This window comes from Shewanella sp. SG44-2, from assembly GCF_014164215.1.
Taxonomy (GTDB): domain Bacteria; phylum Pseudomonadota; class Gammaproteobacteria; order Enterobacterales; family Shewanellaceae; genus Shewanella; species Shewanella frigidimarina.
Map to the genome: position 1 here is coordinate 220,371 of NZ_JACJEU010000002.1, position 24,684 is coordinate 245,054.

General features: G+C 38.6%; 21 protein-coding genes. 14 read left to right on the plus strand and 7 right to left on the minus strand.

The features are described 5' to 3' along the window. Positions 1-16: 16 nt before the first annotated feature. Together H5181_RS02485 and H5181_RS02490 are read right to left on the minus strand one after the other, a co-directional pair. Positions 17-1,303, minus strand: coding sequence for an acetyl-CoA carboxylase biotin carboxylase subunit family protein (locus H5181_RS02485; protein WP_182750123.1), 1,287 nt, complete (start codon positions 1,301-1,303; stop codon positions 17-19). 515 nt (positions 1,304-1,818) lie between these two features. Next, positions 1,819-2,721 (minus strand): hypothetical protein, encoded by a 903-nt coding sequence (locus H5181_RS02490; RefSeq protein ID WP_182750124.1) that lies wholly within the window; start codon positions 2,719-2,721, stop codon positions 1,819-1,821. 625 nt (positions 2,722-3,346) lie between these two features. Between H5181_RS02490 and H5181_RS02495 the strand changes: the two genes are divergently transcribed. Continuing rightward, positions 3,347-4,018 (plus strand): inovirus Gp2 family protein, encoded by a 672-nt coding sequence (locus tag H5181_RS02495; protein ID WP_182750125.1) that lies wholly within the window; start codon positions 3,347-3,349, stop codon positions 4,016-4,018. Positions 4,019-4,135: 117 nt separating this feature from the next. Here H5181_RS02495 and H5181_RS02500 read toward each other — a convergent pair whose 3' ends face one another. From H5181_RS02500 to radC, 4 genes are all read right to left on the minus strand, one after another. Beyond that, complete coding sequence (locus tag H5181_RS02500; protein ID WP_182750126.1) at positions 4,136-4,861, minus strand: lecithin retinol acyltransferase family protein; 726 nt, start codon at positions 4,859-4,861, stop codon at positions 4,136-4,138. A gap of 182 nt (positions 4,862-5,043) precedes the next feature. After that, complete coding sequence (locus H5181_RS02505) at positions 5,044-5,604, minus strand: tyrosine-type recombinase/integrase (protein ID WP_182750127.1); 561 nt, start codon at positions 5,602-5,604, stop codon at positions 5,044-5,046. 133 nt (positions 5,605-5,737) lie between these two features. Next, positions 5,738-6,142 (minus strand): DUF2787 domain-containing protein, encoded by a 405-nt coding sequence (locus tag H5181_RS02510; protein WP_182750128.1) that lies wholly within the window; start codon positions 6,140-6,142, stop codon positions 5,738-5,740. Positions 6,143-6,307: 165 nt separating this feature from the next. Continuing rightward, the gene (radC, locus tag H5181_RS02515) at positions 6,308-6,784 is read right to left on the minus strand and encodes a DNA repair protein RadC (RefSeq protein WP_182750129.1); all 477 of its coding nucleotides are present in this window, start codon (positions 6,782-6,784) and stop codon (positions 6,308-6,310) included. A gap of 137 nt (positions 6,785-6,921) precedes the next feature. Between radC and H5181_RS02520 the strand changes: the two genes are divergently transcribed. The 8 genes from H5181_RS02520 to H5181_RS02555 all read left to right on the plus strand — a co-directional run bounded on the left by H5181_RS02520 (position 6,922) and on the right by H5181_RS02555 (position 14,388). After that, positions 6,922-7,110 (plus strand): AlpA family transcriptional regulator, encoded by a 189-nt coding sequence (locus H5181_RS02520; RefSeq protein WP_182750130.1) that lies wholly within the window; start codon positions 6,922-6,924, stop codon positions 7,108-7,110. Between the two features lie 207 nt (positions 7,111-7,317). Further along, on the plus strand, positions 7,318-8,793 hold the full coding sequence (locus tag H5181_RS02525; protein WP_182750164.1) for a sigma-54-dependent Fis family transcriptional regulator: 1,476 nt from the start codon (positions 7,318-7,320) through the stop codon (positions 8,791-8,793). Positions 8,794-8,883: 90 nt separating this feature from the next. After that, positions 8,884-10,419, plus strand: a complete 1,536-nt coding sequence (locus tag H5181_RS02530) for an AAA family ATPase (RefSeq protein ID WP_259396919.1) — start codon at positions 8,884-8,886, stop codon at positions 10,417-10,419. Next, a complete protein-coding gene (locus H5181_RS02535) occupies positions 10,412-11,992 on the plus strand; it encodes a VWA domain-containing protein (protein ID WP_310734262.1) in 1,581 nt (526 codons plus the stop codon). The genes H5181_RS02530 and H5181_RS02535 overlap by 8 nt, the downstream gene beginning before the upstream one ends. Before the next feature lie 16 nt (positions 11,993-12,008). Continuing rightward, the gene (locus H5181_RS02540; RefSeq protein WP_182750131.1) at positions 12,009-12,542 is read left to right on the plus strand and encodes a HEPN domain-containing protein; all 534 of its coding nucleotides are present in this window, start codon (positions 12,009-12,011) and stop codon (positions 12,540-12,542) included. Between the two features lie 325 nt (positions 12,543-12,867). Continuing rightward, a complete protein-coding gene (locus tag H5181_RS02545) occupies positions 12,868-13,581 on the plus strand; it encodes a zeta toxin family protein (protein ID WP_182750132.1) in 714 nt (237 codons plus the stop codon). A 9-nt stretch (positions 13,582-13,590) separates the two neighbouring features. Next, positions 13,591-13,746, plus strand: coding sequence for a hypothetical protein (locus H5181_RS02550; RefSeq protein ID WP_182750133.1), 156 nt, complete (start codon positions 13,591-13,593; stop codon positions 13,744-13,746). A gap of 399 nt (positions 13,747-14,145) precedes the next feature. Further along, complete coding sequence (locus tag H5181_RS02555) at positions 14,146-14,388, plus strand: helix-turn-helix domain-containing protein (RefSeq protein WP_182750134.1); 243 nt, start codon at positions 14,146-14,148, stop codon at positions 14,386-14,388. Here the strand turns inward: H5181_RS02555 and H5181_RS02560 are convergent. Beyond that, the gene (locus H5181_RS02560; protein ID WP_182750135.1) at positions 14,385-14,591 is read right to left on the minus strand and encodes a hypothetical protein; all 207 of its coding nucleotides are present in this window, start codon (positions 14,589-14,591) and stop codon (positions 14,385-14,387) included. The two genes, H5181_RS02555 and H5181_RS02560, sit on opposite strands and share 4 nt — an antisense overlap. 363 nt (positions 14,592-14,954) lie before the next feature. Here H5181_RS02560 and H5181_RS02565 point away from each other — a divergent pair, with 363 nt between their 5' ends. Genes H5181_RS02565 through H5181_RS02585 form a run of 5 tightly spaced genes read left to right on the plus strand, consistent with a single transcriptional unit; the run spans position 14,955 to position 24,535 of the window. Beyond that, a complete protein-coding gene (locus H5181_RS02565) occupies positions 14,955-17,372 on the plus strand; it encodes a sigma-70 family RNA polymerase sigma factor (RefSeq protein ID WP_220491631.1) in 2,418 nt (805 codons plus the stop codon). Then, a complete protein-coding gene (locus H5181_RS02570) occupies positions 17,369-18,853 on the plus strand; it encodes an ATP-binding protein (protein ID WP_259396920.1) in 1,485 nt (494 codons plus the stop codon). Before H5181_RS02565 ends, H5181_RS02570 begins: the two co-directional genes overlap by 4 nt. Positions 18,854-18,871: 18 nt before the next feature. Continuing rightward, positions 18,872-21,721, plus strand: coding sequence for a Z1 domain-containing protein (locus H5181_RS02575; RefSeq protein WP_182750137.1), 2,850 nt, complete (start codon positions 18,872-18,874; stop codon positions 21,719-21,721). Further along, positions 21,705-22,730: a PD-(D/E)XK motif protein gene (locus H5181_RS02580; RefSeq protein ID WP_182750138.1), complete on the plus strand. Its 1,026-nt coding sequence runs from the start codon at positions 21,705-21,707 to the stop codon at positions 22,728-22,730. The genes H5181_RS02575 and H5181_RS02580 overlap by 17 nt, the downstream gene beginning before the upstream one ends. After that, positions 22,721-24,535, plus strand: coding sequence for an AIPR family protein (locus tag H5181_RS02585; protein ID WP_182750139.1), 1,815 nt, complete (start codon positions 22,721-22,723; stop codon positions 24,533-24,535). The genes H5181_RS02580 and H5181_RS02585 overlap by 10 nt, the downstream gene beginning before the upstream one ends. Positions 24,536-24,684: the final 149 nt, after the last annotated feature.

Consider the following 24,684-nt stretch of genomic DNA (forward strand, 5'->3'; position numbering starts at 1 on the left):
TTATCGCGCAGGTCATTTAAAGCAGTGGTACAAGTTCCAGCGGTAATGCCTGTTGTACATCATGATATTTCTGCAACAGTTCCTGTTCGCTATCACCACCGATAAATACAGTTGCGATCTCGTAGCTGTAACTGTCTTGATAATTAAGATCACACAGGCGCATTCTCTCACGGACATGCAGCTGAATATCAGTGCCCGCGATACGCTGGGTAATGGCCTGTATTTCTTGCTCTGTGGGTATCCGTTTTACCAGTGCATCTGTATGTGTGCGCCACATAAACTTGGCCGAATATTTATATAAACCTTTACGATGGGGAAATACTGGTTGTTTACCTAAGGCCAAATCCAGCATTACCTGGTGATGTGACTTGCCATCGACGTTGCGAAATAATGGAGAATGGGACTTGGAAATACGAGTATTGATCTCTAGCAACCAGATATGGTCACTATCCTTGTCCCAGTAATATTCGATATTGAATGGACCATTATCAAAATCGATAGCGGTAAGGAAGCGCTCGGTGACGGCGATCATTTTGTCCTGAACAGGCTGTGGGATTGATGATGGATATTGATAGCGAGAAAAGCTGGAACCATGCTCACCTTCACGTATTGAGTCAACAGCTCCATAGACGCACAGTTTGCCATCAAAAACATAGCCTTCAAGCGTACATTGCTGGCCATGGGAGATTATTCCTTCGGCGATGCAGTGATAGCCATCAACAGCGGCAATTTCATCTGGCAAGTCGGCAAATTGGAGTAAGTAATTGAACGGTTTGGCAAAACAGTAGATTTTTTTGCGTGTCTCCATAATCGCCATTTCGAGTTCACTATCATTACGCACCATAAACCCAAGGTGTGATAAAACCGCTTTTACCGGCTTAAGCCAGAAAGGATAATCGAGGGTGATTTGCTGCTTATAATCATCTTTAAAAGGATCAACCGAGCAAAAGTTTGGGATGTATTCTGGGATGACTCGGCGCTGTTCCAACCTGCTCCAGTATTTATGCTCGCATTTGAGTACTGCTTCAAAGCTGGGAGAGGGTAAGCCTAAAGATTGGCACAATAGAGGGAGCATGGTGCTAACGGGGAAATCCAAATAGCCAACAATGGCATCTACGGAGCCAGGATAGCTATTCAATCGCGCTAAAGCGCCTTCATACAAGGTTTCGACCGGAAATTCTTTTCCTGTCTTTACCTCTGAATATTGATAAAGCTCATGAAAACAATATTCATGGGCAGAATCGAGCGAACGCATTAGGGAAAGGTTGAATTCGTCCGCACCAAAAACAAAAATATTTTTCATTTTTCGGCCCCCTGCTTTGTTATTCCTTCATTGCCATTAATAACTGTTCTTAACGAGATACTGTTTATTTTAACGGCATATATGAGGGTAGTTGATGGCGATCTGCTTGTCTATTAAATGGGGCGAAATTGGCCTAACTTAATAGCTCAATACCTTATGTGCTTTGGGCTCTAGCACATTGATGCATAATTGACATTGATATGTATTAGCTTAAGTTCAAATGAATAACTAGATTTTTTAACCGATATGACGAATCAAATTAGTCACCATTTTAGTCCTACTTTTTCACTCAATAGGAAACCGTCACACAAAGCGCTAAAAACAAAAAATCCGTAATAACATTTGTCATTACGGATTTTTTAGCATTTGAGAGCAAGGAGAAACGTTACTCTACGTTTTGGATCTGAATGTATTTAAAAAATATAAGTACAATTATAACAGTTAGTTATAGGCATTCTTTAAGGTAATGCTCATTTGTACCCACCGATGTACCCACCATTTCCTGGTAGCAGACGCTATTTAAGTAAATGTAAATATGTGTCGTTAATTAACGAGTTTAATAGATCTTTTTCTGATAGTTTTTTCTTCTTTGCTATTTCAGAAAGCATCCGTACTTGTTCAGCACCAAGCCAAAAATTAGCCCCTTTAAGATTTTTGGGCTTTCCATTAAATTTTTTACCATGTGCCGCCGTATATGCTTTATCTAAGGCAATAGTTTTTTCTGCATCTGGAATAAACCAACTATCAATTAAAGCTAACGTTAATGACTTTTTTTCCTTAAAGGTATTAAAGAATAAATGAACTTTAGGGAAACTTTGGTACCTACAAGAAAGGTAAGAAATGAGCCAAGTACTCGTTTCATCATTACCTTTCTCGATAAATTTAAGCATTTTGTGCTTAAACGCCACGTTTTGCTGCCAATGTCTCTCTAATTCGGCTATTTTTTGAAGTTTATAATCTAAATTTAAACTCCAAATATACATAAAGTTAAGGGCAAGATTATAACATTTAGAAGCGGTTGAAGGCTCTAATGTCATAAGGTGATCTTCATAATCACTTATATACTTGAACAGACCACCTATGGATGGGGTAAAAATATTACGAATGACTATCCAGACAAAAATACACTGCCTATAGTTACTTGGATCAATCCAATCTAAATTTTCTTTGGGTATTTTTGAGCTAACTCGCTGGATTAGTATTTCATCAACTGAGACTTCAAAATTTAACCGTTTACGATGAGCATAATTTTGGTGATTTAAAATTCTACTAATCTTTTCTTCGTTTGACGTAATACTGGTTTGATTTTCCCGCAAAACAAGCCAATGGTATTGGAGTAGTCTCGTGTATAAAAAATGCAAATCGAGATCATTCAAATCTTCTAATTTCTTTTTAAACTCAAAATTGTCTATAGACATTTAAATTGTAACCATAAGCGAAAGGTACCTTAATTATAGATTTATTTTATAAGTTTTAAAGTAAATTTTAACTATATTTTCGATGAGTTTTTAATGGTTTTTAATTTGATTTTTATTGGGTTTTTATTGGGTTTTCATTGGATTTTTAGGTTGTATTATTATGGTTTAAGCTAGTGTTTATGGGAGTTTAAGTCTTCTTGATGGTAATGGGGTAGGTGGTGGGTGCTAAGTTTTTTTAATTTATAATATTGTGTTGTTAGTTCCACATCAATTATTTTTTGAATTATGCTAGATGCGAATTCGTTTCAATAAAGTAACTTGAGATCTGATATTTCATTTTCTAATTCGAGTAAAAGTACCCGTGTCGACTAGATATCGTATAATTCTTTCTTAGTTTAATTGTCGAGTAACGTAACCCCATAGATCCCTTGTCTTGAATGCTCAAATGTCAAAGCATGCCTTGTGTTTCAGGGACTAGGTTTGTCGGTTTGTTAATACTATTGTCTTATCTAGTTAGATAGTGTTCTAGACCGTACGTTCTGAAGAATATGTAAAGAGGCCGAGCAAGTTGAAAAATACTCGAACCATATAAGTTATGAATCAATAACCTATATGGAGTTTCAACATGCAAACACGTCATACCGCTAACACTAACCTTACTATCATCAACAATGGTCAATACCAAGGTTTAGATGTTATTTCTAGACCATTAAGCTGTGAGTACTTAAACGCAACGTTACAGACGTTACAGAACGCCTTGAGTGATAATCCTAGAACTTTCATGATAAGGTTTGATTTGCACTTGCCACAATTGATGGGGTTGTGTGATTCACCATTTGTCTATAACACCAATGTCATCACCCGCTTCTTTAAGTCTCTCGGTTCCAGAATTGAAAATGATAGAGCTCGTAAGCTGCGTGAACGTAAGCGGGTGCATCCTTGTACTCTGCGTCATATTTGGGCAAGGGAGCGAGCTGATGCTGATACGGACCATTACCATGTGGCTATCTTGCTTAATAACGATGCTTATAATCATCTAGGTGATTTCAATCGTAGTGGGCAAAACTTGAGTACCAAGATAGTTGAAGCCTGGGCCAGTGCGTTAGGCCTAGATGCATACAGTACCGGAGATTTAGTACACTTCCCCAGGGATAAGCCCGTTTACTATATTAATAAGAATGCACTGGATTACCCGCTGATATTTAATGCCGCCTTTTATCGATTGAGTTATTTTGCCAAGTTAGAGACTAAGCATTATGGTGATAGGACTCGTTCATTTGGTTATAGTCGTATATAAGGCATTGGTAACTGAGTACAGAGCTCAATATTTCAAGTTATTGAGTCAGAAGTAAAAGAAACCAAATAGAGAGAAAGTGGCCTTATATCCACTTTCTCTCTTAATGTTATATAGACATTAATCCCATAACCAATGCCAGGCATCTGATACTAATTCGACACCAGCTTTAGCTCCTGTCACAGTGACGACAACAGGGGTAAATATCAACGCTGTGGTACCCGTTTCTATCGCACCAGTTACTAGTTTAATACCTGCGTTCGACAGCTCACCTTTAGCTAGACAATCATAACTATCTTCTAGTGTTCGAGTTGTACCAGTGAATAAACATTCCAATGGCTTACCCACAAGGTCACCAGGCATACCCAATACCGTATTGACGTTATCGGGTAGACCTAAGTATTCACCGGTTATCTTAGCTGCAGTAGAGGCTAATGCGACGTTTGCTATCGTACCTGTAGCCACCTTTGATGCTGCTCTGCCTAGTAATCCTGACCTTGCAGCAGTTTGAATGGCAAGATGCGAGACGTTACTTACTTGATTGGATGTTCTTTGTTCATCCAAGCATTCATTGACGAATTGTTCACAATTATTAGTGACTAAATTATATGAAGTACACCCTAATTTACTAAGCGCATATTCGATTGCTAAATCTGGAAAATAAGTCGATTTCTTCACCCAGATAGAGTTGCCATTAGAGAAGGATCCAATGTCTATCTCTTCTATGGTGCCGCTCTTGGCTAGGTGGATAATTCTATGGTTACCAATATAGAGACCATGGTGCTTTGTTAACCCAAGGGTATCGAGATTAGTGACAAGGTGATCGCCAGGTTGAAATGAGTTCATATGCTTTCCTTAATCAAAAGCTTAATGAGCTAATAGCAATAACCGCATGTAGTACAAGTGAAGTTATTAATCAGTTTTAGAGGGGAGATTTCAAGCTTCAGTCACATGAGGCAGAGCTATTAGCTGTAAGGTTTTTGTCAGTGATGTGAGTTAATGGTTAGTGTGGTTGTAATAACAAATATTTAAATTTCCAGTTCAACAAAATCCTTATCAACATCATCCTGAGTAATGCCGATATACCGCAGTGTTACTCCCTCAGAGCTATGTCTTAGCATCTTCATTACACGACCAATATCTTTAGTGTTTTGGTAAAGATGGTAGCCTCTGGTCTTTCTCATTGAGTGTGTGCCAAGCGCTAGCTTTAGTTCTTCACCTACTAACGCAAATGCTTTGGTAACAGCACGTCGAGTGAGTGGCCTAGGTTTAATATTTTTAGACTGTTGATTACGGAAGGACTGAAAGAGGTAGATATGTTGTGGGTTTTCAGCCCTGACATCTTGAATATGCATTAACACCTTGTGGTTGAGCTTGATGTTAGCTTGCTTGCCTGTCTTCATTTCTTTGACAATGAGGCGTTCTCCTTGGATATCATCAAATTGGATAGCCAATAAATCAGAAATCCGTAGCGCAAGATTAAGGCCGATATTCCAAATATCGGCCATTTGCTTACTACAGCGCATTTCCAATAAATGGCCAATGAGTTGAATGGTTTCATGCTTTTTGATTGCTTGTACTTCCGCCATGTTCAAGTTCCTTATTTGGGCTATAAAGACGATTTGAGTACTTCAAAAGGTAATATTGCTTACACCCCTTGATATTGCTGGGTTCCCAAGTTCCCGTTTTACCAATATGGGAACTTGGATTTGAATCTGATATTTAACCCAATGCGACTTGAACTTGGTAAACATCCATATGGTGATAACTGATGAAATTGTCGCTAAATAGCTCAATGAGCTCTTCACCCTCATCATGGTTTATCCACCCACCAAGTGAGCTATAGACCTGCTTGCTGTTAAAGCAGATATCAATGTCCTTAATTAATTCATAACCGTGAAAGGCAAAATCAGTCACATAGACTAAACGCCAATGATCAAATTGCTTTTCAAGCCTTACCTCAACAGGATGAAATCCACCTCGTTCAGGTGAGTAGTCTGGATCACGAAAATATAAGGTGATTGCATTGGCATCTTTTGGACTGGTGTTCAGCAGTTCTTGCGTCAGTAATTGATAGAAAGGTATCGGCATTGCTGGTCTTTGATTGGTATCAATTGAAATAGTCATATGAGTTCCTTAAATAACACACACAGCACAACAAAGGATTAAGGGCATGCGCTCTTAATCCTTTGTTTGCTGGTGGCGGGTAAGTTGTGGGAGTAGAAAAGAAATAGATGTGTTAGCAAATGATGTGTTATCAGCGGTCGTTAGCACAGGGGTGCAAGGCAATGGCTATATTAATCCTCGCTCGGCAAAAGACACTGGTGTCGTGCCCACTACGATGTGATCCAATACCCTGACATCGATAAGCGCTAAAGCATCAGTTAGCTTCTTTGTTATCTGTTTGTCTGCCTGTGAGGGTTCTGGCTCACCTGAGGGATGATTATGAGCAAAGATAACTGCAGCAGCATTAACTTCAAGTACAGCCTTCACCACTTCCCTAGGGTATACGCTAGCAGCATCAATCGTGCCGAAAAACAGTTCACGAAATTCAATTAACTGGTGCTGTGCATTCAGCATCATTACGCCAAAGACCTCTCTTTCATAACCGCCTAGCTTATATGTCAGAAAGTCTTTTGTTGTCTGTGGATTGGTGTATGCGTCTTGATAGTTGAGCTTTTCTGCAATGATATTTGCAGCACTCTGAAGTATCTCTAGAGAGGTTATTGGCCAAGCTTCACTCGAGTTTGTATTTGATTTTTTGTGCATAACGAGATTCCTTTGATGAGTTAGTTTGCTTATGCACATAGGTGATATATACCTGAAATCCGTTCGAGAACGATGATCTGCAAAGTTAAAATTTACCAGAGTTCCCCATGTTGTGAATCAAATATGAGGAATTCACAATGAGACTAATTAAACTGAAAGAAGTGATGGATTGCACTGGGCTAGGGCGTTCGACTATTTATAACTACATCGCAGATAAGACCTTTCCAAAACCTGTAAGCCTTGGTTTGAGAGCGGTAGCCTGGGTAGATAGTGAAGTGCAAGATTGGATATTGGAAAGGGTAGAAGAGCGGGATTTGTTGGAGTAAATTAATTTCGAGTTAGATCTAATTTGTTGCTCCTTATCAATTTCGTCAAGTTCACATTGCAAATTACTGTAACCACATGATATATGTCATTATTAGCCCTACCACTTATAAATGGTAGGACAATTGTAGATTTGCTGACTGTTAGATGAATCTATGTGAATGACGCTAGTAGTGATCACTATGGATAGATACGAATTGGGCTTAGGGATGAACAAAAAAAGATTACTGGTAAGTTGGATTGGTGGAAATGACCTAAATATGCTTGAAGGGCAAATGACTGGTCCCATTTGGACAACGATCCAAGCCGCTAAATTTGATGTTATTGAACTTATCTATAATTATAGTGATGATGAAGTAAGGCCGTATGTATCACTCCTGTCAGAGCGGGTGAAGAGTAAGGTTAATGCACGCAAAGCCAACCTTTTATCTCCAATCGATTATGAAGACATTTATATTGCAGCAGAGCAATTATTGACAGAAGTTATGCAGTCCGATTCTGACTTAAGTATTTTACTCAGCCCCGGTACCCCAGCTATGCAGGCTATTTGGGTTTTGCTGGGTAAAACACGCTTCCCTTGCACTTTTTATCAAGCTTCTAAAGAGCAGGGAGTACAAGTCATTAATATACCTTTTAAATTATCTGCCCAATATATTCCTGCTGTTACTAAATTAAACCAATCCGAATTAAATAATCTCGCCAGATTAGAAGCGCCTATAGATTCTGCTTTTGATGACATCCTTACAATTGAGCCTAATTTGCAAATCTTGAAGTCCCAGGCACAAATATTGGCGCAACAGGATGTACCAGTACTTATTTATGGCGAGAGCGGTACTGGTAAGGAGATGTTTGCTAGAGCTATTCACAATGCCAGCTCCCGTAAAGACAAGGCCTTTATTGCTGTTAACTGCGGAGCTTTCCCAACAGAGCTTATTGATTCAATACTTTTTGGTCATAAGCGGGGGGCTTTTACTGGAGCCGTTTCAGACAAATCAGGTGTATTTGAGCAGGCTCATAACGGAACTTTATTTCTAGATGAGTTTGGGGAATTGGATGCAGCTGTTCAAGTAAGGTTGCTTAGAGTTCTGCAAGATGGAAAGTATACCCGCCTAGGAGATTCTGATGAGAAAAGTAGCGATTTTCGATTAATCACGGCAACCAATAAAAATTTGATTAATGAAGTTGCCCATGGTCGGTTTCGTGAAGACTTGTTTTATCGAGTCGCAATAGGCGTCTTGCAATTACCGCCATTAAGAATGCGGCAAGGTGATTTAGATTTTTTGGTGGACTCACTAATGCAGATCTTGGCTAAAGAGCATTCTGTACTACAAGGTAAAAATATTTCCTATCTTGCAAAAAAAGTTATCAAAGAACACAAATGGCCTGGCAACATTCGGGAATTGAAGGCGACTTTACTGCGAGCTGCATTGTGGTCAGGTTCAGACTGCATCGATGAAGCAGAAATACGACAAGCCTTATTTATTATGGACGGTAAACAAGAGTCTCTTTTAGAACGGGATATCCATCAAGGCTTTGATATAAGTGACATATTATCGGAAGTTGAGAGCCATTATATTGTCAAAGCGCTAGAGCTGCATGATGGGAATAAAAGTAAAGTAGCAAAGTTACTGGGTTACAACAATCATCAAACATTGAGTAATAGAGTTAAAAAACTAGGGATATAAGTAGTGCGCTATACATTGGCATGAATCTAGCTATTACAGCTTCATCCCGGAACTTGTATCGGACAGCCACTTAAAATAAGGATGTAAACTTTGAAAAATCAAACACCAAGAAGCCTACTTTCACGCAAAGAGAAAATAGCCAGTTTAATTAATGAAATGAACAACGGGCTGCTTGAGCGTAATGAGCAAGTAAAGCTAATGTTATTAGCAGCATTAGCTGGTGAACATGTGCTGTTAATCGGGCCACCTGGCACAGCAAAAAGTGAGCTGGCTAAGCGTTTGAAAAGTGTTTTTGTTGAGGCTAGCTACTTTGAGCGTTTGTTGACGCGATTTTCTGTACCAGAGGAACTATTTGGTCCCTTGTCTATTAAAGCGCTGGAAGAAGACAGGTACAAGCGATTAACCAGTGGTTACCTACCAGAGGCTTCGGTTGCTTTTATTGATGAAATATTTAAAGCCAATAGTGCCATTTTAAATAGTTTACTAACATTGCTGAACGAACGAGAGTTTGACAATGGTAATCGCAGATACAAAGTGCCTCTAATTTCCGTTGTAGCGGCTAGTAATGAGTTACCTGAAGGAGAAGAACTTTCAGCGCTCTATGACAGATTTATGCTGCGAAGTTTTGTTGCACCAGTATCGAACGAGAGTTTTCAAAGCTTGCTGATGCTATCGGGTTCAGCTTTTGACCCTGAGTTAGAGGTGCGCCTAAGGTTAGAAGATCTCATCGAAGTCCAGCAGCTGTCTGAAAAGGTGTTAGTAACACCTTCAGTCATTGAGCTATGTAAGGCGTTTAGAGAGCATTTACAGCGAGAGGATATTTATGTTTCAGACCGTCGCTGGCGAAAAGTTATTAAATTAATGAAAGTGTCAGCATTTACTGCTGGGATGAATGAAGTCAGTAATTATGATGCATGGATTTTGCCTCATTGCCTCTGGAATAAACCGGAAGAACTTCAAGGGCTAAAAAATGTTTACGAAAACGCTGTTGCTATAAACGGTGAGTTTTCTCATAAAAATTTGACTAGTTTAATATCTGTCTGGGATCATAAATTGAAGTTTGATCAAACGCAGCAAAGACAAAAGAATAATGCTAAGGGGCAACCTTTATTTATTAATGCTAAAGGGAATGAAACGATTAAGTCTTCAGGAGAAGTGCAGAAGACTGATAAAGAAGGGAAATTGCTTTATTGGGATAAAGAGGAAAATGAGGAAAGTACTAGAGCATTACAACGGTACAGAAGCAATATAGACAATACTCCTATCATGATTGAAAAGGACTACTTACCAGCAATGGAAGCTGTTACTTACTCTGAATTTCATATTCAAGGTCAATTGCAACAAGTACGTGACTTAAAAAATTCTGCTCAATCACATATTGAAGCTTTAAATACACAACTAGAGTCAGCTACATCAATATTCAATGACCACATTTGGTTAGACAAGGCATTACTCCCTCAGGTCACGGCCAGCCTTGAAAATGCACGTTCACATACTCAACATCAATTGTCGCAGTTATTAAAGTTAGAGGCTGGATTTGCCAAGTTACCGATAGAAGATGAGTCTAAATACATGGTTTCGGATGTATCTGAAGATGAGGCTTTAGAAGGTGAACTGTGTGAGTGAATCTAATCCAACGATGACGAAGCATTCGGTCGGATTGTTGGCGCAGTTAGACCATCAGTTTGCTGTCATTGAGTTATTACCGAATGAGTTGTTACCTGCGGTGGTTACTTTATCGGGTGGCGACTTAACAACTCGCTGCCAGTCAATAGCACTGTTACGTTCACAACTGTTGGCTGCAGAAGAGATATCTTTACCTTGCCCATGGCTCCCTGAGGTTATACAACAAGAAATCGCGACTTCAATAAAGGCATCTGGTGTGGCGCGCTATTGTAAAGATAACCCAGAGGTAACCGATGCTTTGCTTCGTGACCTATTAGTTAAGCTAGAGAGCTTACAGCGACAGACATCAACATTATCACGACAGTTGGCGATCATTGCAGAAAAGGAAGCTCTGGAGCAATTACGACTAGAATTGGAAGCAATTCAACAGCAACGCCGTTCTTCAAAAAAACAAAAGCATTTAGCACTTAATGATGCTCAACGCTTAGATATTAAAATACAAGCTGAGCTCAATGCTTGGATTCAGCTAGTAAACAGTGCTGGTGGACAATTATTTAAGCTTCCTAGTATCTGGTCTGAAAGGCTAGAAATATGGCAAGAGTTAGAGGGGGTTTTTACTGATTTGGGATTAGTGACCGGTCTTGGTTGGGATCTATCTCAAGGAGTGTTTCAAAGTCATGGCTGGATGAATCTAGTTAGGCTGCAAAAGATTGTAAAGCAGATCCCACAACTGCGTGAAGTAATTGAAACCTTGGGAAGAATGAAAGATTCAGAGGGAGAGCCAATCATTGAAGAAATTATTTCACGTATGAGCATGACTTTTCGCCATGATGTCGAAATTACCACTCCCTTAGTGCCGATGGAAACCAAAGGTATTACTCGTTCAGACTCTATTAGTCGAATGCTGCCACAAGAAGCTGCTTTTTTCGGCCACCCAGTACTTAAAAAATTATGGCATGCTCGCAGAGCTGAACATGCTCTGTTGAGTTATGCCGTTGAAGGTACTGAGATGGTGACCCAGCTAACGGAGCAAGAACAAGATGTCAAAGAAAGCCATTCTGGAAATAAGCTAAATCGCAATCGTGGTCCTATGATTGTGTGTTTAGATACTTCAGGTTCTATGACTGGAACCCCAGAGAATATTGCTAAGGCGCTTGTTCTACAGTGCATTAGTGTCGCCCAAAAAGAGAAACGAGCATGCTTTGTCTATTTGTTCGGCAGTAAAGGGGAAGTTAAAGAAATTGAGCTGACACCCAATATGGCAGGATTGGAGCGGATGATTCTCTTTTTATCTATGTCGTTTGGTGGTGGTACAGATGCAGAAGGACCACTCAATTTAGCTCTTGAGCGAAGTGATGAGCTGCAATGGCAACAGGCTGACATTCTATTGGTTAGTGATGGTGAGTTTTCTGTGTCGTCAAGTCTATCCCGTAAAATAAACAATCGTAAGGACAGCCAAGCCTTGGCCGTGCATGGTGTAGTCATAGGAGATAGTTTGTCGCCGATGGACAAAATCTGTGACCCATTGCATCAGTTTTCAAGCTGGTTAGATCTTCAGAATAATAAACATTAAAGGTAAAGGAGTACTTATGTCTAAAGCGAGAGAACATTTTGAGAATGCAATTCAAGACGCCGAAAGAATTTTGCAGGCCTACGATCACTTAAACCAGATTGAGGGCAGAGAAAGAGAGCCTGAAGAGCTTAAACGAGCCGCATTAATCATGACGTTAACCGCATGGGAAACCTATGTAGAAGATGTCATTGAAGAAAGGTTAACCGCTGATTTACGGACTCTGGAAGGCTCGAAAGTCGCAAATTTTATTAAATCTACTTTAGAAAATGAGTTGAAGTGGTTTAATACTCCAAATTCGAAAAATACTAAGGGAATGTTTGAGCGTTTTCTACATCAAGATGTGACAGAAAAATGGACTTGGATTGATGGTGATGCTGATCAAGCTAGATCTAAATTGAACCAATGGATTAAGAAAAGAGGCGAAGCTGTACACCGCTCAATCAATGACACGCAAGCCACTCATCTAGTCAGCCGTCCGGACATGAAAAAGTGCCTGACATTTTTTAAAAAGTTAGTTGAAACCACGGATCTTGCGATAGACCAAGCTTAGCATAAATGAATATCCATAGATTCTGATGCAGCAGTTGCATAAAGCTACCAGTCGCTTACTCTTGCTGTTAACTTAATTCTGAGCAAGTAGTATGAGTTGTTTAAGAAAGTTTGGTAAAGGTGTTTACACGCTAACATTGATGCTTTGTAATACTGGACTCGCTAAGGAGTGTTTATGGATGAAAAAATAATTGAGTTACTCATTAAGTTTTTTCCAGAAGAGTATGATTTTATTCAGGATAATAACGGCGAGCTAAAGGGCCGTCGTACAGTTATAAACCCTATGCCTTATTAACACCAAGATGAGGTAGGTATTGTTGGTATCTATGACAGATGAAGAAATAATAGCTAAAGCAATCGCATATGCGAAAAGTGTAAAAAAGTCATTAGCTAAGGCTATGATTGATCATTTACCTGAGGAAGAAAGTGCCGTTTCTGTTTTTATGGCTGGTTCTCCTGGTGCAGGTAAAACAGAAACTGCAAAGATTATCATTTCTCAATTTATGCAAGAGCATAAAGTTGAGGTTGTTCATATTGAAAATGATGAGCTAAGGAAACAGTTTGCAGATTATAAAGGTTCAAACTCTCCTCTTTTTCAGCGACCTGCTACGCTTTTAGTTGAGGCCATACATGATAGGGCCCTCAAACAGAAAGTAAGCTTTTTGTTAGACTCTACGCTATCTAATTTTGAGAAGGCAAAATCTAACATTGAACGGTCTTTAAAAAAAGGCCGGTATGTTTTAATTATTTTTGTATATCAAGAGCCTGAACAGGCTTGGTGCTTAGTTAAGGCGAGAGAAAAAGTTGAAGGAAGGCGAGTGCCACCAGAGGTTTTTGTTGAACAATTCTTAGAATCGCAACAAGTGGTAAGTAGATTAAAAAAAATGTTCACTAATCAGATAGATATTATTTTTATGGAAAAAAATCTTGATGGTACAAGAGAAAAACCTCATTTTAATATTGTAGATATTGACTCATTATTGGGCAAAAAGTATAATCGCACTTCACTTGAAGTCATTGCCGGTATAGCAAAAAAATAGGAGTACGACATGTTTAAATCACGCGAAAAAGTTAAGTCTACGCCTTTTTCTGATTTTGTTCGTAATGGTTCATCTAAAGAGAAACGTAAGTTTTTTGATAAAGTGATTAAAGAAACTATCGAAGTGCAGCGTGCCATGATTGAAGAATCTAAAACCTGCCGCTAACAGTTTTATTTACGACTAAAGCCGCTACATAAAGCGGCTTTTTTGATCTGCCCTAGTACATTCAACTAAAACACATCGTTATTTTTTATCCTGACACATTGAAAATATCAAAACTTTTTACTATTGAATCAGTTGATTATTGTGATTCATTATTTCGTCCATCTTCGTTTTTCTCCCCACTGGCAGGATGTGACTATGCTGGTGAATTCGATTTGTGCATGATTATCTAATTGTTGCTGATAATTCAGAGGCGATCCAGTGTTAATGTCTTCTGTGACATATTGTAATAGATCACCGTAAGTTTAATCGTAATCAGTAAGATTTGTGACTCATAGTCTGTTGAGTTTTTAGTTTGAGAAGTTGATTCTAGGGGTAATTGAATACATTGATGGAACGAGAATGATTTTAAGGCAGGTAACCGCATCAACATTGAAAAGCTTACGTCTTGAAGCTGGTTTGAGCCAAGAGCAATTGGCAAGAAAGTCAGGGATAGATAGAACTTACATCTCCGGAGTAGAGCGTGGTGTTCGAAATATTACTTTGGACTCATTAGAGACTATCGTTTTGGCTTTAGGTGTCAGTCAATCAGAATTTGTTGTAACACTCCATAATCACCTAAAAATGGTTAAGGCTGTCGATTAGCTAATTAACTTTTCGATAGCCTTATAAGCTGCTTCAAGGGCCTGCTGAGCTTCAAAGTCTAACCCACAATCATGCTCTTCATCATCTCTACTTACCGACCAGTAAAAGCCTTCTCGATACTGATCCTGATTAGGCTCAATACAAATATCAAATCCAAGATAAGTTTCTTCATGTGGAAGATTTATTACAGATATTTTGCTCATTAGCGCTTCCGGTGATGTTGTTTGTGCTGATTATCATACGTTCAATTTCTTAGGTCTACGGACTATAAGTCACATTTTGAGCTATTAGATTCTATTGAAGCATTTGTTGAGTTCTGCGATAAAATTTCAATGTGGTGGAGTATTCCTTGCCATAGATCACATCACTTATAGCATTGTGGGCTTTAAAATAGTGTAATTACCTCAGCTATTTTTTAAAATTATATTGCTACGTGTAAGTAATTGAAGTATCAATAGATTAGTATGGAATGAAGTTTTTTGAAATAATTAATACTTCGGGAATTGAGTAAACTTGTCTATTTAGATGCAAAAGGATTAGCGGTGAAGTCTAGCATGGAGTCCACTTTGAAAGTTAAGAGCAAGTTTGGACACTTAATGAAGTTGGCCATTTTATCTGGTTCAGCAATAGCAGTAAGAGCTCATTTGAAAGTTGCTCGTTCTGCTAATATCAAAGATAAAAATGGTGTAACCCCCTTAATGCTTGCCGCAAGTAAGGGACATCATGATATTTGCCTGCTACTTTTACAGACTGGTGCAGATACAGAAGTTGAAGATAGTAAAGGCAAGAAAGCTAAAGATTATGCCAAAGAAAGTATGCATTATGATATCCATGATGTCTTGGTGGGTCATGTCGAAACGGTTAAGAATATAGATGTAATATATCCAAAAAAAGTAGCTGAAATTTACAACGTTTCTGAAATGGCTCTGATAAATTCTGAAACAGAATACCAAGGATATGATGATTTATCCCAAACTTTAGAAATTCCTTCCGGCGAAGAAAGTCTTAAAAATACTACCTCTAATGATTTAGATAGTTCTTCTATAAATTCAGTTGAATATAACTTTATTCAGCCAAGAGATTCCTCTTCAACAACGATCATTAGTCTTGATGAAGTCGATGAACATGAGGCTATCGATGGATGGGTTATTCTCGAAGATATTGATAAACCAGAGGAGAATGTTGAGAGTAAGGCATCAGCTGAGGTAGCTCAAAACCACATAAGCAATCACTTTCTTGTCGATAGTAGAGAAGATTGGTCAGACATTATTATTGAACTGCCTGACATCGAGGGCTCTGATACTGAGCTTTTCAGAAGCAAATCGATTCATGATAGTTTCAGAGAATTATTTTCTTTAGCAATTGATGCTGGGTTTATTTGTGAAGGACAACTTATTAGCTATGTTTCTAGTATCTATGGGGCGAAACTGTTCCGAGAAATACTTAACCTAAAAGGAATAAAAAACAGCGATAATTTTAAAATTTGTCAGGATGATACGATTCTCCAACAATATGATGAAAAATTATCTCATAAGATCTTATATTGTAAGAAAATCCTTCAGATATCCGGTGTTACTATATTGGATGACTTTACTGAAATACTCCCCAAAAGTGACCACCTCTCATTTGATGAAGAGCTTTCTACTAATGAAGCTGTTGAATTATTAGAACATACTTTTTTTAGTCGCGATGACCCTACAACATATTATTTGGCTAGTTTACCGAAAAGAGCTGTGTTGACGAGAGATCAAGAAGCTGAAATTGGTCGACTCAGAGAGTCTGGTTTGAAGCTAATCATGCAAGCTTTAGCTAATGCACCAACCACTCATAAGTATATTCTTTACATTTATGATGAAGTTGTTAATGCAGATGACCCCGCTGCTCTGCTAAAAAAATATATCACAGGATTGAATGATACTTTTTTTAATGAAGATGAGTTTCTTAATGAAAATGATTTTGATGACGAGCCATTAGACCATTCTTACCCATTAGAGAGGATTACTCAGCATATAGAATCTCTTAAAATGGAGGCATCAACATTCAACCTCCTCGATGCTAATGTCGTAAGCACCAATTTTATAAGTTCTTTTGAAAATTTAATTCTGACAGAAAGTGTCTTGGCCGATTTAACCTCAAAATGCCTAAACGGAATTGAGAATTCAGAGCTAGATGATCCTTTTGATAGGGCATTTAAAAATAAAGTACTGACAGACATTTATAGTGGGCAAAAAGTTAGAGCAGAAGCAAAGGAAGATATGATATTAGCCAATCTAAAATTGGTTATAAATATTGCTAATAAATACCAAGGAAGAGGGATCGACCTTTTGGATTTAATTCAAGAGGGGAACATAGGGCTAATGAAAGCCGTAGATAAGTTTAACTATAAGCTCGGTTACAAGTTTTCTACTTATGCAACTTGGTGGATTAGGCAATCAATAACTAGATATATTGCTGATCAAGCTAAGACTATACGAATACCTGTCCATATGATTGAGCGAATAAATAAGTACAACTCAGCATCCCAATCATTATTTTCACTTTATGGCCGCGAGCCTACTTTTGATGAGTTAGCTTGTGCTCTTGAGATCTCCGGTGAGCAGCTAGAGCGATTGCAGAAATCTCAATATTTAGAGCCTGAGAGTGACGGTAATCAACAAGTTGAAAAATATTTAATTGATGATTCTGAGACTCCTGAAGAAATATTGATTTCACAGGATAGAGATATGCATATACAGAAACTACTTGAAGAATTAAAAGATAAAGAAAAAGACATCTTAAAACTGAGGTTTGGTATTGATAACGAAGATAGTTTTACTCTTGAGGAGGTTGGTACTAAGTATGGTGTTACTCGAGAACGAATCCGGCAAATTGAAGCAAAGACATTGAAGAAGTTAGCTCATATTTCTCGTTCTAACCACCTCAGAGACTTTTTAGGACTGGAAGCTATTGATGAATACCTTGGCATGGATGACAAATATATATGAAAGGTTCAAGAGATGCTCCACCTAGAGCAGGTGCAATGGTAGAAGCTTTAAGAGGATTGGGTTATACAACAGCATCAGCATTGGCTGATATTATTGATAATAGTATTTCTGCCAAAGCGAGCAAAGTCGAAATTAACTTTATTTGGGCAGCTAACCAAAGTCGAATTGAAATCATTGATAACGGATTAGGAATGGATGCTGAAGGCCTTGATACGGCCATGCGGCTTGGTGTTTTAAACCCTCTTGATGACCGTAATTGTAATGATTTAGGACGATTTGGATTAGGGCTAAAAACAGCATCATTTTCTCAATGCAGGAGCCTCACAGTAGCAACTAGTTGTAATGGACAATTTAATTCACTCCGCTGGGACTTAGACATACTTGCAAGTAGTGACAGATGGCAGCTTTTAGAGGGGCCAGCGAAAGGCAGTGAAGTGTTTATTAAAGAGCAAGAAAATAAAAAAAAAGGTACTTTAGTCTTATGGGAGAAATTGGATCGAATAGTTTCTAAGGGATTCACTTCACAACATTTTTTAGATTTAATTGATAAAGTAGAGCGGCATCTAGCAATGACTTTTCATCGATATTTAGATGATAAATCGAACAAGTTTGAACTTTATATCAATGGTATCAAAGTGCGTTCCTGGGACCCTTTTCTTCTCGGGCATCCAGCTAAGGCATGGAATTCTCCTTTAGCTTATTTTAGCCCAACCAAACGAGACGTTAGCGTAGAGTGTCATGTTTTACCGCATCAAGATAGGCTCAGTGATAAGGAGTTTGAATCAGCTGGTGGACCAGATGGTTGGACTGCACAGCAAGGTTTTTATGTTTATAGAAATAAACGATTATTATTGGCGGGAAGCTGGCTCGGACTAGGTAAAGGTCGAGCTTGGACAAAAGAAGAGGCCCATAGGCTGGCTAGAATACAACTTGATATTCCCAATACTGAGGATTCAGAGTGGGAAATTGATATTCGAAAGGCTTCAGCAACTCCCCCCGTCGCTGTTAAAAAGTGGTTAATGCATTTAGCTGAAGATACTCGTTCGCGCGCACGAAAAGCCTTTGCTGCCAGAGGGAAACCTAATCTAATCGGTCATGCTCAACTTGTAATTCAAGCATGGAAAACTGAACATAAAGCAGACGGTGTTCGATATCGTATTGATGAGAATCATCCGGCAGTGAGAGCTGTGTTAGATGATTCTGGAGCAATGCTTCCTCAAGTTAAGGTTATGCTAAGGGTGCTCGAAGAGACTATTCCTGTTCAGCGTATATGGCTTGATACGGCAGATAATAAAGAAACCCCTAGAACAAAATTTGAGGGTGAAGCCTCACAGGAAGTTATTAGTATACTTCAAATAATGTACAGCAATTTAACACAGAAAAAAGGGTACAGCGCTGAAGCTGCCAAGGAGAAGTTACTTACAACAGAACCTTTTCATGATTACCCAGAACTTATTTTATCTTTAAAAAAAGAGCTATGATTGCTCAAGGAAAATTTAATGACATTGAATACAGTTGATCTCAAAGTTTTGGCCTTTGTACAAAATCTACTTGAAGATGAAGTGGACATCACACCTTCTATGATTGAGGATAAAATTAACTTATCTATTTCAATAAAAAAAGAATGGTCTGAAGGTTTAAATCGTGATGCTGTGGTCGCTGAGCTTATAAGAAGGGCTAGTACTTGGGTCGGTGATGATGCAACTCTAGTTAACAACGAAGGGCATATACCTTGGTTGAATCAGGATCGAAAACAGAATTGGCGTTATTGGCAGAGGTACAGGGAGTTTCAGGAAAAGAAGTTGTCATGGAACATCGTAGAAGGCCTTAATAAATCAACAGATCAAATATTGTCTAATTTAGAGGACCCCAACAGGGATGGACCTTGGGATAGGAGAGGGTTAGTTGTTGGGCATGTGCAGTCTGGAAAAACCGGTAATTATACTGGACTAATTTGTAAAGCTGCCGACGCTGGTTATAAAATTATTATTGTTCTGGCGGGTATGCATAACAACCTTCGCTCGCAGACTCAAATTCGCTTAGATGAAGGTTTTCTTGGTTATACAACAAGCCTTATCGAAGATGAAATACATGCTGTCGGAGTTGGGCTTATTGATAGGGATCCTTTTATCAGGCCCAATTTTGCAACTAATCGCTCTGAAAAAGGTGATTTTAATACTAAAGCAGCTAAACATCTTGGTATTTCACCGGAACAGCGACCGTGGTTATTTGTGGTCAAAAAAAATAAATCAGTATTGGAAAGGCTACTTAAATGGATTGAGAATCATGTAGCAAATACAAGAGATAAGGATACTAATCGAAAAATTGTCACTCATCTACCGTTACTAGTTATAGATGACGAAGCTGATAATGCTTCCGTAGATACCGGTGAGCAGCAATTTGATGAGAGTGGTTTGCCTGATTTGGAGCATCAACCGAAGGCAATAAATAGATTAACCCGACAAATATTACATACTTTTACAAGAAGTGCTTATGTAGGGTACACCGCAACACCATTTGCTAATATTTTTATTCACGAACGAGGTGAAACACTTAAAGAGGGGCCAGATCTATTCCCTACCGCCTTCATTTCAAACCTTTCAGCATCTTCTAATTATGTTGGACCCGCAAAGATTTTTGGGATTAACTCTGAAAACGGAAGAGAGGGGGGATTACCCTTAACCCGGCAAGTAAAAGATCATTGCTCTTTAGATGAGAAAACTGGTTGGATGCCAACTAAGCATAAGAATGGTTATATTCCTGCTTGTGAAGAAGAACATGGGATACCAACCTCCCTTAAACAAGCTATTGAATCTTTTGTTTTGACGTGTTGCATAAGGCGTTTAAGAGGACAAAAAGACGATCATTGTTCCATGCTCGTACATGTGACAAGGTTCACTTCGGTCCAAGGCGTCGTTAAAGAGCAGGTTGAAGGTTATGTTGAATGGCTGAAGCAACGATTAGTCCGTAAGATAGACTACTCAGCAGTAATAGAAAATTTTAAATCTTTATGGGAAGAAGACTTCGTACCTACTTCTGAGAAAATATATAACGTCAATTCTGAATTAGCGGGTAAAAACCTAATTACTTGGGCACAAATAGAAGATGATTTATCTTCTGCAATTTCAGAAATTGAAGTTAGAGCTATTAATGGTTTTGCCAAAGAAGCGCTTGATTATGCCGATTGTGCTGTTGGGCTAAAAGTTATAGCTATCGGTGGAGATAAGCTTGCAAGGGGATTGACCTTAGAAGGTCTTTGTACAAGTTATTTTCTCAGAGCTTCTCGTATGTACGATACACTTATGCAGATGGGCCGCTGGTTCGGTTATCGTCCCGATTATTTAGATCTTTGTCGTTTATATACGACAGATGAGTTGGTTGAGTGGTTCGAGCACATCGCGGATGCTTCAGAAGAACTTAGAGAAGAGTTCGATTTAATGAAGGCCTCTGGAGCAACTCCTCGCGAATATGGCCTCAAGGTGATGTCTCATCCAGTATTGATGGTTACATCTAGGCTGAAAATGCGAAGTTCCAAGAGCCTTTATCTTTCATTTAGTGGTCAATCGGTCGAAACAGTTTCATTACTTAAAGATCAAGCTTCATTAAGATCAAATTTGAATGTATTTGAACAACTTGCTCTTGGTATGGGCAATTCAGAAGCTGTTCCCGAACGAGACCGAAAAGGATCGCCTGGCCGGCAGTGGTTAAATGTTCCGGCAGACTTGATTATTCAATTTCTTGTTGATTATAAAACTCATCCAGCAGCCATGAAAGTTAATAGTAAAGTGTTATCAGATTTCATACAAAGTTTGACTATGCAAGGAGAACTCACTTCTTGGACTGTAGCTATTATGACCAAGAAGCAAAATAAGGATAAGTCAGTCCCATGTTTTCTTCTCGAAAACAAATATGAGATTCCATTAGTTACAAGAAAACATAAAGGTAACTCTGACGATCGATATTCAATAGGCCGTTTACTATCTCCAATTGATGAGGGTGTTGACTTAGATGATAAAGCTTGGTTGGAAGCACTAAAGCTAACCCGCACAGTTTGGGGGAATGATCCGGGACGAACAAGTAATGAGCCTGAAAGCAAAGAACCAGCTAATCCGAGTGGCCCAGCAATCAGAAAGATCAGAGGCTTTGGGGCAGTTGGTGTTCCTAAAAATCCTCAGCGCGGGTTATTGTTAATCTATCTTCTAGATCCATCAGAAATTAAAGATCACTCCGATATTTCTATTCCTGTGGTTTCTTTTGGGATTAGTTTTCCGGGAAGTGATAGTGGAACAAAAGTTAAATACGAAGTGAATAATGTACTGTGGGAACTAGAATATGGCTCAGAATATTGAAGATGAAATAAAGGCTGCATGGAGTGCTTTAGCCGGGGTAAATCAATCTTCAGGTTGGCAAGCTGTTTTCGTCACAGCTTCTAGTGGCTGCAAGATAATGGCTGGGCGACATTATCCAGAAAATGAGGAAGCATTGATAATAGGTTTTAAATTAGAGTCTTCTCCAAACTCAAAGCAGTTACCACAAGGGAAAGGATTCCATGTAGAAAGTATCTCAGATACTAGCTTAGATTCCAATTATAAATGGATTGGGCTCATTAGGACATCTTCTGGAAGTCTAGAGATATTTTTTGGAATGATTAGAGATATCATGAGTATCCTCATAAAAAAGTCCGGACTATCTCAGAGTAATATTTTTAGTCTTTTTATTGGAAGGATAAGAGCTTGGCAAGAATTTATGAGTCGATCTCAAAAAGTATTAAGCTCTGAGGCTGAGATTGGTCTTTATGGTGAACTAGTTTTTTTAAAGTATCTACTCTTGAATGGTGTCGAGCCATTAAGCGCCTTACAAGCATGGTTTGGCCCAAGCGGTGGACTGCAAGACTTTATCTTTGATTGTGGGGCAATCGAAGTTAAATCAACTCTTGCAGAAAAGGGCTTCCCTGCAAAAATTCTTTCATTAGAACAGCTGGATGATTCAACTATAAATCCTCTTTACTTCGGTGCAGTTCGACTAAAGATTCAGACAGGCGGTGTTAGCCTACCTAAGTTGGTTGAAATAATAAGTGAAATTTTATTCTCACAACCATCACTCCAAGAGGAGCTTTTGAGTCGTTTGTTGATTGCGGGCTATCATGAGAGTCATCAGGAAAGCTACACAAGATGTTTTGTGGTGAAAGAAATACGGATTGTGCTAGTGGATTCTAATTTCCCTCGTTTAATTCCAGCAAATGTACCTACAGGGGTTAAATTCGCCAAATATGAAATTGATATAGATGATTTGGTATGTGCTGATGTGCCATTGAATATAGTTTTAAATAAATTAGATGTGAGTCAAATATGGAATTAATTGATTTTCTTAGACAAACCAATGCGGAAGTTCGAGAGTTATTGAATGAAAGACTTGCAATACCAGGAGAGCCGTACCCATATCCTGAATCTGTCTTTACAGAAGTAATAATGCAACATATGTATGATGTCGGTATGACATTTGAGCCTGTTGTTTGTCATTTTGATGCAAAAGTGGGTAATACAAATGTTCGTATGAGTGGCTATGCTATGTCTGATGAACTCGACCAGTTAGATCTTTTTGTAAGTCTTTACTCTGATGTAGATGAAATCGTTACAGTGACAACATCTGAAGCTGCCAAGGTGGCTGACTATTGCCTTCGTTTTGTATCTAAATGTGCTGAGAAAAAGCTAGCGAAGCAAATGGATGATTCCAGTGAAGCTTTCCTATTAGCGCAAGCAATTGAAGAGAACTATTCTAATCTAGAGCAAATTCGAGTTTATGTCTTAACTGACAGAGTTCTGAATGCCAAATCAAAGCAGTTTCAATCGAGAGAAATACAAGGTAAAACAATCAAGCTTGAAGTGATGGATGTTGAGCGATTGTACAGGCATCTTTCTGAAGGGAAGCCCCGAGATGAGCTCACCGTTAATTTCGAAGAGGTTGCTGGTGGCCCTCTACCATGTGTGTGGGTTCCTGGTCAAATGAGTGAGTATGATTACGCGATGACAGTAATCCCAGGTGAGGCGCTCCGGTTTATTTATGATAAGTATGGCTCTAGAATTCTTGAAGCAAATGTTCGTTCTTTCCTGAGTGTTACCGGAAAGGTAAATAAAGGAATTAGGGATACTCTTAGGAATGAACCAGAACGTTTTATGGCTTATAACAACGGTTTAGTGATCGTTGCAGATGAAGTTCATTTAGGTAGAGCTGCTGATGGGAGTCCAGGTATTACTTGGTTGAAAGGTATGCAGATTGTAAATGGTGGCCAAACATCAGCCTCTTTATACTTTACACAAAAGAAATATAATGATGTCGATTTGTCTAGAGTTAGAATTCCTGCCAAATTGATAGTCTTGAGAGCTAGCAAATCACAAAATGAAGAAAAATTGATCGCGGATATTTCCCGTTATGCAAATAGCCAAAATGCTGTTAAACAGTCTGATTTTGCTGCTAATCACCCATTACATGTGACTTTAGAGAATCATGCACAATCAACTTATTGCCCTGATGGCGTAGGACGTTGGTTCTATGAGCGTGCAGCAGGAAGTTACAAGGTCATGATTGAGCGCGAAGGTACAACACCTGCTAAGCAAAAAAACCTTAAAGCTTCGATGCCACCAGCAAGAAAAATAACCAAACCAGATATGGCAAAATATTTAAATATATATGCCTTAAAGCCACATCTAGTATCTCTGGGGGCTCAAAATAATTTTCAAAAGTTCATGGAATCAGTATCTGCGTATAGATGGCCATCAGGGGAGGAACTTCCTACGTTAAGTGATTATAAAAGTCTCGTTGCACAAGCAATACTCTTTAATACAACGCAGAAAATCATACGGACAAAATATAAAGCTTTTCAAGCCAACATAACGGTTTATACGCTTGCTATTATATTCTTGAAGTTAGGTTCAAAAATGAATTTCAACTCAATATGGGAAAACCAAAGTATATCTCATTCGTTCCAGCAATTGATAACAAGCTTATCTGAAGAAGTTCATTCGGCACTTCATAAATCAGCAAATGAAAGAATGGTTTCTGAGTGGGCAAAAAAAGAAGAATGTTGGAAAATTATGCAAGAGGTTAACTATTCATCAGCTCTTTTTGTGATTACAGCACCAGAAGTTAAAAACATCAAAGATTAGTTTTGAAGCAAGAACATGAAATAGGCAATAAAAAATTGCCTATTTCATGTTCTTTATTATGCCCTTCATTCTGAAATGTAGAAAGGCATAGATAAGAGCGCAATACCCATCTTCCGTAATTTTTTACAGAAAATAAATAAACATATTTA